General features: G+C 45.8%; 12 protein-coding genes. All 12 read right to left on the bottom strand.

The genetic code is table 11. From position 1 onward, the window contains the following. Nucleotides 1–17: 17 nt before the first annotated feature. Nucleotides 18–3,677, bottom strand: a complete 3,660-nt coding sequence (locus tag DFK18_RS01415) for a glycosyltransferase family 4 protein (protein WP_218563867.1) — start codon at nucleotides 3,675–3,677, stop codon at nucleotides 18–20. Between the two features lie 273 nt (nucleotides 3,678–3,950). Next, nucleotides 3,951–5,276: an FkbM family methyltransferase gene (locus DFK18_RS01405; RefSeq protein WP_114416410.1), complete on the bottom strand. Its 1,326-nt coding sequence runs from the start codon at nucleotides 5,274–5,276 to the stop codon at nucleotides 3,951–3,953. Then, a complete protein-coding gene (locus DFK18_RS01400) occupies nucleotides 5,276–6,496 on the bottom strand; it encodes an ABC transporter ATP-binding protein (protein ID WP_114416409.1) in 1,221 nt (406 codons plus the stop codon). The genes DFK18_RS01405 and DFK18_RS01400 overlap by 1 nt, the downstream gene beginning before the upstream one ends. Next, nucleotides 6,496–7,287 (bottom strand): ABC transporter permease, encoded by a 792-nt coding sequence (locus DFK18_RS01395; protein ID WP_114416408.1) that lies wholly within the window; start codon nucleotides 7,285–7,287, stop codon nucleotides 6,496–6,498. Before DFK18_RS01395 ends, DFK18_RS01400 begins: the two co-directional genes overlap by 1 nt. A 14-nt stretch (nucleotides 7,288–7,301) precedes the next feature. Then, nucleotides 7,302–8,666, bottom strand: coding sequence for a phosphohexomutase domain-containing protein (locus tag DFK18_RS01390; protein ID WP_114416407.1), 1,365 nt, complete (start codon nucleotides 8,664–8,666; stop codon nucleotides 7,302–7,304). Then, nucleotides 8,663–10,099: a mannose-1-phosphate guanylyltransferase/mannose-6-phosphate isomerase gene (locus tag DFK18_RS01385; protein WP_114416406.1), complete on the bottom strand. Its 1,437-nt coding sequence runs from the start codon at nucleotides 10,097–10,099 to the stop codon at nucleotides 8,663–8,665. Before DFK18_RS01385 ends, DFK18_RS01390 begins: the two co-directional genes overlap by 4 nt. 479 nt (nucleotides 10,100–10,578) lie before the next feature. Further along, nucleotides 10,579–12,288, bottom strand: a complete 1,710-nt coding sequence (gene traF / locus DFK18_RS01380; RefSeq protein WP_114416405.1) for a conjugal transfer protein TraF — start codon at nucleotides 12,286–12,288, stop codon at nucleotides 10,579–10,581. A gap of 716 nt (nucleotides 12,289–13,004) precedes the next feature. Further along, complete coding sequence (locus DFK18_RS01375; RefSeq protein ID WP_114416404.1) at nucleotides 13,005–13,652, bottom strand: MiaE family protein; 648 nt, start codon at nucleotides 13,650–13,652, stop codon at nucleotides 13,005–13,007. Nucleotides 13,653–13,659: 7 nt separating this feature from the next. Then, on the bottom strand, nucleotides 13,660–13,914 hold the full coding sequence (locus DFK18_RS01370) for a DUF2442 domain-containing protein (RefSeq protein ID WP_114416403.1): 255 nt from the start codon (nucleotides 13,912–13,914) through the stop codon (nucleotides 13,660–13,662). Between the two features lie 10 nt (nucleotides 13,915–13,924). Continuing rightward, nucleotides 13,925–14,191, bottom strand: coding sequence for a DUF4160 domain-containing protein (locus DFK18_RS01365; protein WP_114416402.1), 267 nt, complete (start codon nucleotides 14,189–14,191; stop codon nucleotides 13,925–13,927). Nucleotides 14,192–14,195: 4 nt separating this feature from the next. Then, on the bottom strand, nucleotides 14,196–14,987 hold the full coding sequence (gene kdsB / locus DFK18_RS01360; RefSeq protein ID WP_114416401.1) for a 3-deoxy-manno-octulosonate cytidylyltransferase: 792 nt from the start codon (nucleotides 14,985–14,987) through the stop codon (nucleotides 14,196–14,198). 2 nt (nucleotides 14,988–14,989) lie between these two features. Then, nucleotides 14,990–15,184: a Trm112 family protein gene (locus DFK18_RS01355; RefSeq protein WP_114416400.1), complete on the bottom strand. Its 195-nt coding sequence runs from the start codon at nucleotides 15,182–15,184 to the stop codon at nucleotides 14,990–14,992. Between the last annotated feature and the right edge of the window lie 14 nt (nucleotides 15,185–15,198).

The following is a 15,198-nucleotide window of genomic DNA, read 5'->3' as shown; positions in this document are numbered from 1 at the left end:
ACTCTGATAAAGCATAGTTAAACGTGCTTAATTAAGTTATTCATCAACTTCTTCGTACTTTCTTCCCATGTAATCCATGGCATAACATCTGATTTTGGGTGTTGATCTGAATCGTATAGAGCCACCCATTCTTTGATAGCATTCTCTAGGGATTGGGGATCGTTGGTATTATCAAAATAGAAGGCGTGCTCCCCTGCTACTTCCCTAAAGACAGGAATATCCCTGGCAATGATTGGTTTCTTGTACTGGGCGGCTTCGATAAGTGGTAGACCGAAACCTTCGCCTTCGCTCGCGGCGATCAGACAGCTGCTGGCACTGTAAACTCTCTCCAGAAATTCATCGCTGATACCTTCCAGCCAGAAAAGTCTTTGCTTCAAGACTGGGTGATCTTTTAGCTGAGCTGCAAAATCATCCATCATCCATCCCTGTTTTCCGACTATAGCAAGATTGACCTCTGCACCCTCTGACCAAAGCTTTTCGAAAGCTTTAAGTACCTGCCTATGGCCTTTTCGAGGCTCAAGAGTACCGACCATGAGAAAGGTTTTTTTCGTACTGAGTTGCTCCAGAATCTGGCTGGCGTCTTCAGGGAGCCCAGTCGAAGGGCTGCTGCTGTCGATATCTGCTCCCAAGTGAAAGTGCCCCAAAGAAAAATCCCTAGCGGTCTCTATGCCTTTAGTCCCAATGTAGCTTTTTAACTCTGCTGCGACGGAGCCCGAGATGGCAACCACGCCACTGTATTTAAGCACTACACTGAGCCACTTCTCGTGAGTCTCTCGAGAACCGCTCACAAAACAGTTAGGCAGCAAGTAGCACAACAAATCATAGATGACGAAATATACAGACACGCCCTTGATTAGCATTTGATCATAGATAGGCTCTTGAAATGGAACCACACTTGGCTGGTAATCCAGCCCTAAAAAAACGTCGCCAGCCTGGTAATCTATGTACTCATCTTCGATCACACTTGTGGTGCCTAAAAACTTGGCCGCAAACTCCCTAGCATATCTATACCCCAGCGTGTCGGTGGTAGCATAAACAGGTTCTATTCGGTAGCCCTTGGGCGGGTTTTTAAACAGCTCCGTGAGTATCGCCCTAACCACCCGCTGGATCCCGGACTTGGCATCTCTTTGTACCAGTTCTGAGACATCCACCAGGAGCTGCTTGTTTACATAGTGCTTTTCAATGAGCAAATGTTTGAGTTTTTGGGCTGAGTCACTCCAGGTGCAATAGGGCATGTCGTCAGACTTGGGGTGCTGGCCATTTTGGTGTAGCTCTAGCCACTGGGTGATAGCCTCGGCCAGATCCTCTGGAGCAGTGCCTTTAAAGTAGTAGGCGTAGTCTCCGGCTACTTCTTTAAAAACTTGGATATCTCTAGCTATTATGGGGATCTTTTTTTGAGCCGCCTCTATCAGTGGCAACCCAAAGCCTTCGTTAATGCTGGCTTGGATCAAGCAGGAGCTTTGTTTGTAGATTCTGTCTAAAAGCTCATCACTTACCCCTTCTAGCCAGAAAAGCCTCTGATTCAATAAGGAATGTTTTTCTATCCTTGTGATTAACTCTTCTGTCTTCCAGCCTCTTTTGCCCACTATGACGAGGTTGCTTTCCTGGCCGTTTTCCCAAAGGAGATCAAAAGCATCCAGAATCTGCTCTTGAGCTTTTCGGGGCTCAAGTGTTCCCACAGTAAGAAACGTCGTGCTACCGGCTAGCTTCTCTAGGAGTCCGGCCTCTTTTTTTGTCACACCTTTGGATGGAAGAGAAGATTCGATGTCGGCGCCCATGTGCAGATAGTCCATCACAAAAGGCTGAGTGGTTGATAGCTTTTCGTCCTGTAGCCACTGAGAATAAGCATCCTGCGTAGCTTTAGAAATTGACAACGCCCCGGAACATAAAGCAATCATCTTGAGCCACTGCTCATGCAGCGCTTTCGCATCAGACTCTCCAAAAAACTCACTGAGCTGAATCGGTAGCAGATCATAAACTAAAAAGAAAACATTAACACCGCTTTCCTTCATCTGCCGAAAAAAGTCTTCATGTGCCAGCTGGACATGGTGTTGCATATCCAGTGCGAAAAAGATATCGCCCCTATTGGGCTTTATTGGTGTGTCTTGCTGCTCCTGAGCATCGAGACTAAAGAAGTTAGCTTTGTAGTTTCGGGCATATCTGTAGCCGTGGTTCAGCGTGGCATACACCGGCTCTACCCTGAAGCCTTCAGGTGGATTCTCTAGCAACTCTTTGAGATACGACCGAACTACCCGCTGCACCCCAGTGGCAGCATCCCTCTGAATAAACTCAGAGATGTCCAAGAAAAGCTGTTTTTTGCAGTGCGGTGAGAAATTATCCGCAATGGCTTGTGCGTAGTTTAAAAAGTCCACATCCGTGTAGAGATGACTATTTTCAGCCAGGTAGGCCAGTATCGCATCTTTCGCATCATCAGCACTGATAGGCTTGGCTGGAGCGGATGGATTGCTTGCTTCTATGGCTTTGATAAGGGCTTGCGCGCTTTTCTCCCAGGAGAACCTTTTGTGCTGCTCCAAGCTATGCTGTATAAGCGCCTGTCTAAAAGGCTCATTCATGAGGACTTCCAAGATTTTGGTGAGCATGGATTCTGGGTCTGCGGGGTCAAAGAGCGCATCATCCCTGCCTATGACCTCCGGGATACTTGTAGCATTGGAGCCGATAACTGCAGCTCCACATGCCATCGCTTCTAGTACTGGCAAGCCAAAGCCCTCATGAAACGAAGCAAATACAAACAGTGTGCAGCTACTATAAAAAGCGATAAGCTCATCATCGCTTACATAGCCTGTGATGATGAGCTCGTCTTTTGCAAGACCTGCTGTTATTGCGATATTTTCTAGGTTTAGTCTATAGCTATCTTCTACTTTACTGACGATGACTAGCTGATGAGTATCTCGTATTTTTTTAGGTAATTCACTAAAAGCGATGATAAGATTCTCAAAGTTTTTTCGTATGTCAAAGCCCCCTGGGGCGTACATTACCATCTTTCTGGTGATGCCATATTTTGCAAAAAGAGCTTGCTTCTGTTTTCTTGAGAGTTTTTTGGGTTGAAAAATTTCATCGGCTGCATTATAGACCGTTTCAATTTTATTAGAATCAAAACCTATGTAATCTATCGCCTCAGCTTTGGATGAATTAGATACAGATAATAAAAAATCAGCCTTTTTTAAACTTTCTAGTTTTTCATAATAGTATTTCTGAAATGCTGGATCGTTCAAATATATATCTTTTTTTATTAAAGGTATAAGATCATGTAAAGTGACATAAGCTTTATAACTTTTCGCAAACATACCAACTGATGTCACAGCATCATCTACAAAGCCTTCAAAAAGGCTTGTGACCAACACGACATCAGGATTGAGCTGTTCTAAAAAGCACTCTCTTATAAGCTCGGCTGCTCTTGCCCTGTTTGAGTTGGCAGGGTCAAGTTCAGCCACTGGAAGCGGTACTTTAAAAACTCGGATACGCTCTTGTGGTATCAACTCTCTGAACTCATCTCTAAGAGATAGCACGCTCTCCTGAAATGCACCATTAAGTGCTAGCCATATCTCATGTTCACCTGCATTTTTAGCTATTGCTTTTGCCAAAGAGAGTGAATATCTACCAATTCCCCTAAAGCGGCTTTCGGTTTGTGCGCCTTGCATGTCGATAACTATACGCATTATCTTGGATCCTTTTGTTTGGCAAGCGATAACGGATAACGTCCAACCCCCCGCTCTCTCGAGCCGGTGGACTGGCTATGCGCACTCTCTCCATAGCCCGTCCAGACATGTATGCACTCTGTGGGCAGGAGTTCCCGTAGTTCGCTGTAGAGCTGGTGGATATTTAACCGAAGTATATTATTAAGCAGCACATGGACTTCATGAGATTCTTTATTTCTGATGATTGCTCGAGTGATCGAGATGGCATATCGACCTATGCCTCTGCTTCTACTCTCAGTCTGTGCCCTCTGGAGGTCTATGAGGATTTTCATTGGTGGCTCCTCTGTACTTAGTTAAGGCCTCTTGGAGTTCAGCATAAACTTGCTTAGCGCTGGGCGTAAGGTGATCATACTCAGAGTTGTTAGTACCAAATGCAGATTTATCCAGAATATCAGGTGCTGACACATCACACGGTCGACCTATCCTACTCAGCCTGGCTTTAAAAGTTGGAAACCTGTTTAGAACTACTAGCAATGTAGACTTTAATAGTGGATGAGCATTTATAAAGTGCTGCGCTTTGATCAATGGTGGTTTGAGTATTTGCTTGGCAACCGACCGCATAGCAGCTTTTATCCTGCGTGCCAGAGAGCCGATCAGCCTCAGGGGTTTTGTTAACTTCCAAGAGCGACTGTCAAGCATATTTACGAGCTGCTGTTCCGCTTGTTCTGCTTTGGCTTCTGCCTGTTCTGCTTTGGCTTCTGCCTGTTCTGCTTTGGCTTCTGCCTGTTCTGCTTTGGCTTCTGCCTGTTCTGCTTTGGCTTCTGCCTGTTCTGCTTTGGCTTCTGCCTCGGTAACTTTAAAATTCGCCTCTTCAGCCTTGGCTTCTGCCCGGTCTGCCTTGGCTTCTGCTACTTGTGCTCTCAATTCTGAGTTCAGTTGTTCAATACGGATAAACTCATCAAATACATTAGGTGGGTACTGAAAATATTTCAGTAATCTGATATGTTCATTAGCCAAGTAAAACCTGTTCAGACCATCACTGTAAGCAAAGCTATAATTAGCTGTCAGAACCAAATTTTCCCATTCATCATAATTCTCGTCTTGAGTATTAGGTATTGTTGCCTCTATTACCAATACCCACGGTCGATATTTGTATAAATCAACCCCCTGTATTACAGCTTTCTCAAAACCTTCGACATCAATTTTTAGAAAGTGGATATCACTCGTTACATATTCTTCACACACAGATTGTAAAGTTCTGACAGGAACTTCATAGCGTTTACCTTCATAACCCTGGGCTTCATGCATTTGCATAACTTCCTGATCAGCGGTCGCCCAGCCACGGATATTGCATTCCCAAAAGTCTAGAGTGCCCGACTGATCAGCTACTGCACAGTGAAGGTTAATGTCATTGGGTCTATTCAAACACAATTCATCATAATGCTTTTTAACGGGCTCAATATTAATTCCCGTCCATTTTTTATCGTAAAAGAGTTTAGTTACAGACTCTACAATTGGGTCATTAGCCCCGACATCAATATAGAACCCATTTTCAACATCTTTTAAAGCACGCCACAACATGATGTCTTCAAAGTTTTGTGCGTAGGAAACAATACTCATTATCTAATTATCTCAATTTTTGATGACAGCCAGTTGCATCCTGCGAAATGTTGTTTCGAAATATTCACAACATTAAAAACCAATGCTAAGTCGCGCCATTCATAATTGTTTTCCAGATGTGTATCGGAGCTTACAAGAGCTGTTTGTATTGAATAATTGCCAACACCAAAATTAGCAGGGAAACTTATTTTAAAACAACAAGAACTACCAGCCTTTATGTGCTCTATAACCTGCTCTGTCAGATAGGTATTAGTACCAAACATCACTTGACCTAGCCTATCTTTAATACCGTAACCTAAAACTAACTTTGGGATGTCCTGTAGGGCACGAACTTTAATACTTAAAACTACTGACTGACCAACATCGGCCACTTCAATTTCCTTTCCGGCTTCATTTAATAATGCAATTTCTTCTACTGTAGCCTCACCGGTACCAGAAACTGTTTGCACTTTACCGCCATCTTTTACCGTCTGCTCAACTTTGTGATTTTCTTTATCAGCCAGCATGGCATTATAAAAGTCCATTACAGCCTCTGGCTCACCTTCGCGCGCTATAGTCCCCTGGTTCAATAGAATGGCCCGGTCGCAGATTGCTTGTATGGCTGCTTTATCATGGGCGACCAAGAGTAGCGTTGTACCTTCTTTACGAAATTGGCGTATGCGGTCAAAGCTCTTGTGTTGAAAGTAGGCATCGCCTACTGAAAGGGCTTCATCAACGATCAGGATTTCGGGTCTGCGTGCGGTGGCAACACTGAAAGCCAGTCGCATTTGCATACCGCTGGAGTACATACGCACCGGCTTGTCGATGTAATCGCCGATTTCTGCGAAGGCTTCGATATCAGGCATTAACTGATTAAGTTCTTCCACCGTATACCCTAAAAGCTGCCCTGACATGTAGACGTTGTCTCTGCCAGTGAAATCCGGGTGAAAACCCATGCCTAGCTCTAGCAAAGCTGCAAGACGCCCCTTCACTTCAATGCCACCTTTGGTCGGCTGGGTAGTGCCGGTAATCATTTTTAGTAGAGTACTTTTTCCAGCACCATTCATACCTACAATACCAACAGCTTCTCCAGGGCTAACATGAAAATTAATATTTTTAAGCACCCAAGTCAGTTTATGGCGCACTTTATTCCCGGGGAGCAACCACTCAGCTAGACGTGACCAACGGTTAGGATAATTTTTGTAGGCTTTGCCCACATCAGTTACTGTTATGCTTCCCATTAGAGTTCATCCACCATTTCTGCACTATGTTTTTTAAATAAACGCATACCCGTATAAATAAAGAAGCAAGTCAAGATAATAATAGGAAGTAACCTACTCCACTCCGGTTGCTCACCAGTCACAAATACCGTTTGATAACCAGCCATCAAGCCCACCATAGGGTTGTAGCTAATCAAATTTTGCATAGCTTCTGGCAGTATGGATATGGGGTATACTATTGGTGTCAACCAAAACCAAAACTGTAAGATGACGCCAATGGCTTGGCCCACATCACGAAAAAAAACATTCAAAACGCCCACTGTTATGGCTAGCCCCACTGAAAAAAGCACCTGGAGCATTAACAGAGGAATTACGGCCCAAAGGTTCCAGCCAGGAAAATTACCGGTTACTATCAAGAAAATCAAAAAAAGCGCCAGAATAATTGAAAAGTTAACTAGCGCAGTTGCAACCAAGGTGATGGGCAAACAGAGTCGCGGAAAGCTGAGCTTTTTTAGTAGGTTTGCATGTTCAAGAAAAATATTCTGACCACGACTAAGAATTTCCGCAAAAAGCCCCCAAGTTAAAATCCCTGAACAGAGATAAATGCTGTAACCAAAGGTATTATCAACCCCTGGCAATTTGGCCTGCATTATTTGAGTAAATATCAGTGTATAAACAAGAATCATTGAGAGTGGTTGAATGATCGTCCAAGCCACCCCGAGGATAGAGTTTAAATATTTTGACTGAAAATCACGTTTAACACTACCTATAATAAATCCACGGTAGCTCCAAAGTGCTCTTAGTGTTTCCACAAGGACCTCAAATGTTAGTGTTGGATCAGTAAACTTACTTCATCGACTAGACGGTCCAGTAATTCTGTATCACCACGAGTTTCTACATTTAGCCGCAGCAAGGGTTCAGTGTTGGATGCGCGTAGGTTCATACGCCAATTCTCAAATTCCATACTCAAACCATCTGTACGATCGATAACAGGCGCTTCATCATGAAAATAGCTTTCAACCCTTTCCAGTACTGTTTTGGCATCATCTACAGTAAAGTTAATTTCCCCACTGCAGGGGTAGGCTTCCATTCGTAGATCAACCAGTTGCGAAAGGCTTTTACCGGTTTGACTGATCAGTTTTGCCACAAGCAGCCAGGGGATCATGCCACTATCACAATAGGCAAAATCTCTGAAATAGTGGTGAGCACTCATTTCACCACCATAGATAGCATTCTCACGTCGCATACGTTCTTTTATAAAGGCATGCCCAGTTTTGGATTGGATGGGTTGCCCACCTGCTTTTTGAACCTGATCCAGAGTGTTCCAGGTTAGCCTGGGATCATGGATGATTTTTTCACCAGCGTTTTCTGCCAGAAGTGATTCTGCCAGCAACCCGACCAGGTAATAGCCTTCGATAAAACGGCCATTTTCATCAAAGAAAAAACAGCGATCAAAGTCACCATCCCAGGCTAGCCCCATGTCAGCTTTGTTTTCAATGACAGCTTTGGCTGTGACACTACGATTTGATGGCAATAGAGGGTTGGGTACCCCATTGGGAAAGTGGCCATCCGGTTGACCGTTAATGACAACCCATTCTATTGGCAAGTGGGGTTTGATGGCTTCAATAACTGGCCCAGCCATTCCATTTCCGGGATCAGCCACAATTTTAAGTGGTTTGAGTTCTTCGACGTTTACATAGTTCAGCAAGTGCTCTATATATGTTTTTTTATCACTTGAAATAACGACTGAACCACATTTTTGAGCTGGAGAACCACAAGATCCATTTTCTACTCTTTTTCGGATATCCAATAAGCCGGTGTCATTGCTGATTGGACGAGATTCTTCTCTAACCAGCTTCATCCCATTGTAACCTTTGGGGTTATGACTGGCTGTAATCATGATACCTGCACTGGCGTTAAGGTGGCTGGTGGCAAAGTAGACTTCTTCAGTTCCGCAAAGCCCTAGATCTATTACATCAGCACCGGCTTCAATGATCCCCCGAATCAAAGCTTTTGCAAGCTCAGGACTTTCTAGGCGCATGTCCTGGCCCACGACTACTGTGGAAGCTGTTAATTCACAGACTAGTGCTCGACCCAAGCGGTAAGTTATCTCATTATTTAGCTGCTCGGGTACTTGCCCCCGAATATCGTAAGCTTTAAAGCATTCAGTTTCGATGGGGTTTAAGGTCATTGTGTTCTGCCATAGATATCTTCGAAACGGACAATATCATCTTCACCCAAATAGTCGCCGCTTTGAACTTCAATCATTACCAAATCAATCACGCCCGGATTTTCAAGGCGGTGTTTGTGGCCAGCAAGAATAAAAGTTGATTCATTGGTATTGAGATAAAACTCACTATCATCATTGATGACTTTTGCCATGCCACTCACAACAATCCAATGCTCACTGCGGTGATGATGCATCTGTAATGATAGGGATGCGCCGGGCTTTACTTCTATGCGTTTAATCTTGAAGCGCTCGCCTTCTTCTAGGGTGGTATAGGTTCCCCAAGGCCGATGAACTGTCTGGTGAAGTAAGTGTGCATCATGCCCCGTCTTTTTAAGCTGGCTGACAATATGCTTAACATCCTGGGCGTTATTTCTATCAGCAACCAGAATAGCATCAGGCGTATCCACAACAACTAAATTTTCAACTCCGACTAGGGCTGTTAGACGGTTTGAGCTTTGTACATAGTTATTGCGTGCTTGCCAGGTTAAGACTTCTCCTTCGAAGCGATTGCCATCATCATCTTCGTTGGTCAATTCACTCATTGCATTCCAGGAACCGATATCACTCCAGCCTATATTACAGGGTAGCGTTGCTACTTGATCTGAACGTTCCATTAATGCGTAGTCAATTGAAATATCAGGAACAAGGCCAAAAGCATCTGCATCTAGTGTTAGGGTGTTATGTTTATGCGCTTCACTGAGGCGTGATACTTCAAGTGTTGCTCTTGTGGTTTCCAATACTTCGGGACAGTGTTTCTCAAGTTCACTAATCAGGGTATCTGCTCGCATGCAAAACATGCCGGAATTCCAAAGGTAGTTGCCCGCCTTTAAATACTTTGTTGCTGTCTTTAAATCGGGTTTTTCAACGAAACGGTTAACTTTGAACCCCAAACCCAAAGGATTCGATTGATCAGCTTCAATATAACCAAACCCAGTTTCAGGTGCTTGAGGTTGAATGCCAAAAGTAACCAGCCAACCTTGTTCAGCAAGCCTTCTTGCTTCATTAACGCTTTTAGAGAAAGCTTCTTCATCTTTTATCAGGTGGTCAGCTGCCAACACTAAAATTACGGCATCACCACCGTAGGTATTTGAAGCAAGTAAAGCTGATGCAGCTACTGCAGCAGCCGTATTACGTCCAAAAGGTTCTAAAATAAAGCTTTGAGCTACATTTCGATCTGCTAATTTATATTCATCTTCAGTTTTAAAAAGAAGCTCACGATTTGTTACCGTCATTACTTCTGAAACATTATCCAGATCTGCTGCCCGCCGAAATGTTTTGCGGATCAAATTTTCACCATCAGGCAACTGCATAAATGGCTTAGGGTGAGTTTGACGTGATACAGGCCAAAGTCGGCTGCCAACACCCCCTGACATGATAACCGGAATCAATTTCATTGGTGGGTCCTTATATCTTATTAGTCTTTTTTCTAGTACTTGGTTTGATACCCCTGAAGCTATGGAGCATCTGCTATTTCAGTTCATGGATAGGTTTCTTTCTAGAAACGCAAATCATTTTTATTCCAAAAACAACCTAATAGCAACTGCTGGCAACCTTAACTCAGAAATTTCAGTCTTAAAGCATGCTACCGCCCCGAGGTTGCCAGGCCTTACCTCGTGACCAACCCGGCAGAGCACAGGGTTCTAGATGAAAATTTTCTTGGCGTAGAGCGTGTTTTATAAATCCACAAAAAAGCGCTAACATTCAGGTCACGTATGCCACCAACCAAGTGGTCTGCCTTCTGAGCTATACAGCTAGCTGCTAATTGTGGCAGCATTTTATCATCTAAGTGGTAGCCAACCAATAAAAAAAGGGGCCCTTACCAAGCCCCTTTTTGCCTTAATTTCAAGCATTTAGACCATTAAGTCCACATCTTTTAGAACTTTTCTTCAAGGCCCATGCTGAAGGAGGCATAACGTGGAATATCGGAACCCTCAAAGGATGAGGACTCCAAGCCGACGGCTGCATCCAGGTGCAACAAACCAAAGAGGGTCAGACCTGCGTGAACCTTGCTCAACTCACTGCCCACCAGGTTTTGGCTATAGCCAGCACGCAGACCGGGTGCCCACCAGGCTTTGGGGAAGTAACCGGCTGCAATTTGCATGGTTTGGAACTCGTCACCAACAAAGTTGGTGGCTGTTCCCAACGTATAGGAACCCTGCAGCATCCAGTTACGGCTTGAAGAATAAACCGCACCTTCCAGTACAGCATGACGAGTCAAGGCAACACTTTCAGCAACCTGCGTTTTGCCGCTGCTTTCAAGACCCTGCAAAGCAGTCAAAGCTTCCTGGCCCAAGTAATCAGAAAGATCAGGGTAGTCAAATTCAGGCTCATTCAGGTTATAGAAGGTAATACCCGCCTGGTAGTTATTGGCGTGCCAAAGGAAGCCTAGATCCAGGCCAACGCCGACACCCTGCTCGGTATTATCAGTAAAGTCTTCACTGGCTTTTTCAAAGGTATCTTCCTCTTCTTCACTGCCATTGATTGAAGAATTAGCTTCTGCCTGAAGAGAGATAAACGTACGCGCAGTTTGAACTGAATAAAGATTCACGCGAGTACCAATTTCCAGCTCACCATAGTCGGTATTCATGTCTAACCAGTTGCTCAGACGGGTGCCATAACCCAAAGCAAAGTGACCGACAGCTGCCATACGACCATCAATACCGGCATTGGTATTGATCGAAGTTTCGGTAATCAGATCACCCGTTGCAGCGGCTTCTACCAGGGTGTCACTAGAAGCACCTGAAACGCCTGCAGTTGTAATACCGTAATCACTAAGCGTCAAACCATACTGGTCGGCCAGGTTATTCAGGGTATCTTCATTACCGTCAACCAGCCCCTCGGTATTGACGATATTCAGAATGTCTTTGACTTTTTGCTCATCTGTTTTGCTGCCATCATCAAGAATATTTTCGATATCAGGAGCTACTGATGCAATCTTCTGAAGATCAAGATTCAGGTCACCCAAGTCTGCTCCACCTTCAATACTAAAGCTGGTTGTTACACCCAGATCATCCCCCAAAAAGCCTACCCGGGTTTGCACATCAGCCGAAGCATTCAGGCTAAAAACGCCGCGAGCAGAGTCAATACGGAATAACAAAGGTGTTAACGGGGCCTGCGCTTGAAAACCAAAGCGAAACTGGCCACCTTTTTCCAAGTCGGCAACCAGGTTGGTGTTTGCATTTTCTACAATTGCCTCGTAGTACTTGGCCTTCTGCTCTGTAGCAGTCCCAGAAAAGGTGCCATAACGATCAATCAGGTGCTGTGAAGCTGAGGTAGTGTTATCAATGGCCTCAACATCTTCCATATCCGTAGAAAGGTCATTGATTTTCTGATCCAGATCTTCTGATTCACCGATTTCAATATAACCGCCCAGGTTACTGAAGTAACCCATGCGCAGGCTTTCGTCTTCCCCTAGAAGAATGCCGTTACTGGCTGGGTTAAAGCTGCTGGAGTGAACCGTGCCTTCGTTGGAAACGCCACCAATGGTGCCTGCATAACCGGGTGCCGTCAGAGATTGGTTCGCTTGGGCTGCCAAAGGCAGGCTGAGTGCCGCCATGGCCAGAGCGATACGAGAAAGTTTCATAGTTCTTACCTCATGATGATGTGCAAATATTATCTTTTAAATCCATTTTATAGTAATGGTTATAGCATAAGTGTGAACTGGATCACAGTGGCACTACTGAGCCAGAAGTAAAGTTTAGGCTTTTTTACCCTGAGCAGCTACCCGCCTTGTCTATTTAGTGACCCAAAACACCTCTTCTCGGTCAAGGGTGGACCCTCGCGCTCAGAGAGCGCTCCCACCCTTTACAGGGGTTCGAGAAGAATATCTCTAGCGGCTGTGGCCGTGCAGTTTTCTGCGTGATTAGATCTTAATTGCTTGTAAACCCTCGCGCTCGGAGAGCGCTCCCACCCTTTACAGGGGTTCAAGAAGAATATCTCTAGCTGCTGTGGGAGCGCAGACCTCTGCGCGATTAGATCCTAATTGCTTGCAAACCCTCGCGCTCGGAGAGCGCTCCCACCCTTTTACAGGGGTTCGAGAAGAATCTCTATAGCGGCTGTGGCCATGCAGTTTTCTGCGTGATTAGATCTTAATTGCTTGTAAACCCTCGCGCTCGGAGAGCGCTCCCACCCTTTACAGGGGTTCGAGAAGAATATCTCTAGCTACTGTGGGAGCGCAGACCTCTGCGCGATTAGATCCTAATTGCTTGCAAACCCTCGCGCTCGGAGAGCGCTCCCACAAAATAGCCTTCCAGCAAAATAGCTCTCTCACAAAACAGGGGCGCTAATTAGTGCAACACATTAAATAGCTGGGGGCCCTGAGTGAAACCTGAACTGTGGATCTGGGTCTTCTATTAACTTCTGCTCGGCTTGCAGCAGGGCTTTCTTTCGTTCTTCCAGGGTTTGCCTGGATGGCTTCTGGCCATCGTAAAGCTCCGCCAGGGCCAGGTAGTCTTCAAAGTGACGTGCTTCGGATTTGACCAAGGAGCGGTAGTACTTGGCCAGTGCAGGGTCAAGATAGGGAATCAGGGCAACAAAACGCTCACAGGAGCGAGCTTCTATGATGGCGCCGATTATCAATAGATCGATAAAGCGGCCCTGCTCATCGGTACGCATGGCCTGACGCAGGCCTTCGGCATAGCGTGCCGGGCTCAAGTTCTTATAGTCGATGCCTCTTTCCTGCAGGATATTGACCACCTGCTCAAAATGCAGCAGCTCTTCACGCGCCAGTTGGGACATCTTTTTTAGTAATTCCGGGCGATCCAGATGCTTGTGCATCAGGCTCATGGCCGTAGCCGCGGCCTTCTTTTCGCACTGGGCATGGTCGATCAGCAGAATGTCCAGGTTATCCAGGGCTTTATCGACCCAGGCCTGGGGTGTCGAGCAAAGAAGAAAGGCATCAATTTCAGGGATTTCGGGGGGCTGAATGGCAGCTTCTTGGATGGTCATGCAAATATCAGGCTTGTTTGGCAGGTTTGGATTTAAGGGTGTGCTGGTAAACAAATTCCGGATCGAGATCTACCCCGCACGCCCACTCGATAGTCTTAAAAGCTACATGTACTTTATTGAATTCATTCTTATCCTTCAGAGCGGCAAAAACCCCCAAGTCTAGATAACTATCCAGAGACAACTCCCCAGCTTCACCATTATCAAAAGTCACATAAAGTCTATAGCCTTCCAGCGGCCAAACATTAACTACTCTAGGCGACATAGTAACCCTCTCATCTCAATGGCTCTATTTTGAAAGGAGCTTCCTGATTCATAACCAGCATCCAGTCAGCACGTAAATCTTCTTGATGAATTTCTGCCCAGGCTAAAACCAACCTTAGCTGCTTGGTCGGGAGATAACCATCCACCAGCTCGCAGCTCTCAATATCAATCACCGCTTCATGTTCATTATAATAGGCATGAAAATGGGCTGGCGGGTGCTCTTTGGGAGCAAAATACATTCTGATAATGATCCCGTAAAACATGCTCAAGGTCGGCATGGCTTTAACCGCTTCTTTCTAAATGCTTTTTCACACGAAGATAGTCTTCTTCAGTATCCACCCCGTGAGGATGCTGTTCACAAGCCTGGGCCACATGGATTCGATGGCCATTCCAGAGGGCGCGAAGCTGCTCCAGCTGTTCAGCTTCTTCCAGGGGCGCTGGCTTCCAGGTCACGTATTGATTGAGAAAATCAACATAGTAGGCATAAAGCCCCAGGTGTCTTTGGTAGGGAAAATCAGCAGGCAGACTTTCCGGCTGGTAATTGCCCTGACCGCGATGATGAAAGTGGTTTCTCGTCCAGGGTTGAGGACTACGGCTGAAGTAAAGCGCCAGCCCTTCTTTATCTGTCACCACCTTGACGATATTGGGGTTAAAAACGGCTGCTATCTCGGTGATGGGTTCACTCAAAGTGGCAATACTGGCCTGACGATGGCTGGCCAGGTTCTCAGCCACCTGGTTAATCAGCGCGGGCGGCAGTAGCGGTTCATCGCCCTGAACATTGACCAGTATCTCACCGGCCTGCATTTGCAATTGGGCTGCCACTTCCTGCAAACGATCTGTACCACTGGGGTGGTCACTGCGCGTCATGCACACGCGAGCACCGAAAGCCTGGGCGGCTTCAGCGATGCGCTCATCATCTGTGGCCACAATAACTTCCCGTGCCTGGCTTTTTCGAGCCTGCTCCCAGACATGCTGAATCATGGGTTTGCCGGCCATTTGCAGCAGGGGTTTGCCCGGCAGGCGGGAAGAGGCATAGCGGGCGGGGATGACGACACTAAAGCTTGTACTGGACATGCTTAATGGCCCTTTTTTTCCAGGCGCTCTTCAGGCGTTAGGCTTCGGGCTTCTTCTTCCAGCATGACCGGAAGGCCATCACGAATCGGATAAGCCAAACCTGATGCAGTGCAAACCAGTTCCTGGGCTTCCTTATCGTATTCCAACGCTGCGTGGGAGACGGGACAGACCAGAAGAGCAAGCAGTTTTTTATCCATTTTTGACGCCTATA

The sequence above is a fragment of the Marinospirillum perlucidum genome (assembly GCF_003336805.1).
Lineage (GTDB): Bacteria > Pseudomonadota > Gammaproteobacteria > Pseudomonadales > Halomonadaceae > Marinospirillum > Marinospirillum perlucidum.
This window is presented reverse-complemented; position numbering and strand designations above follow the sequence as displayed.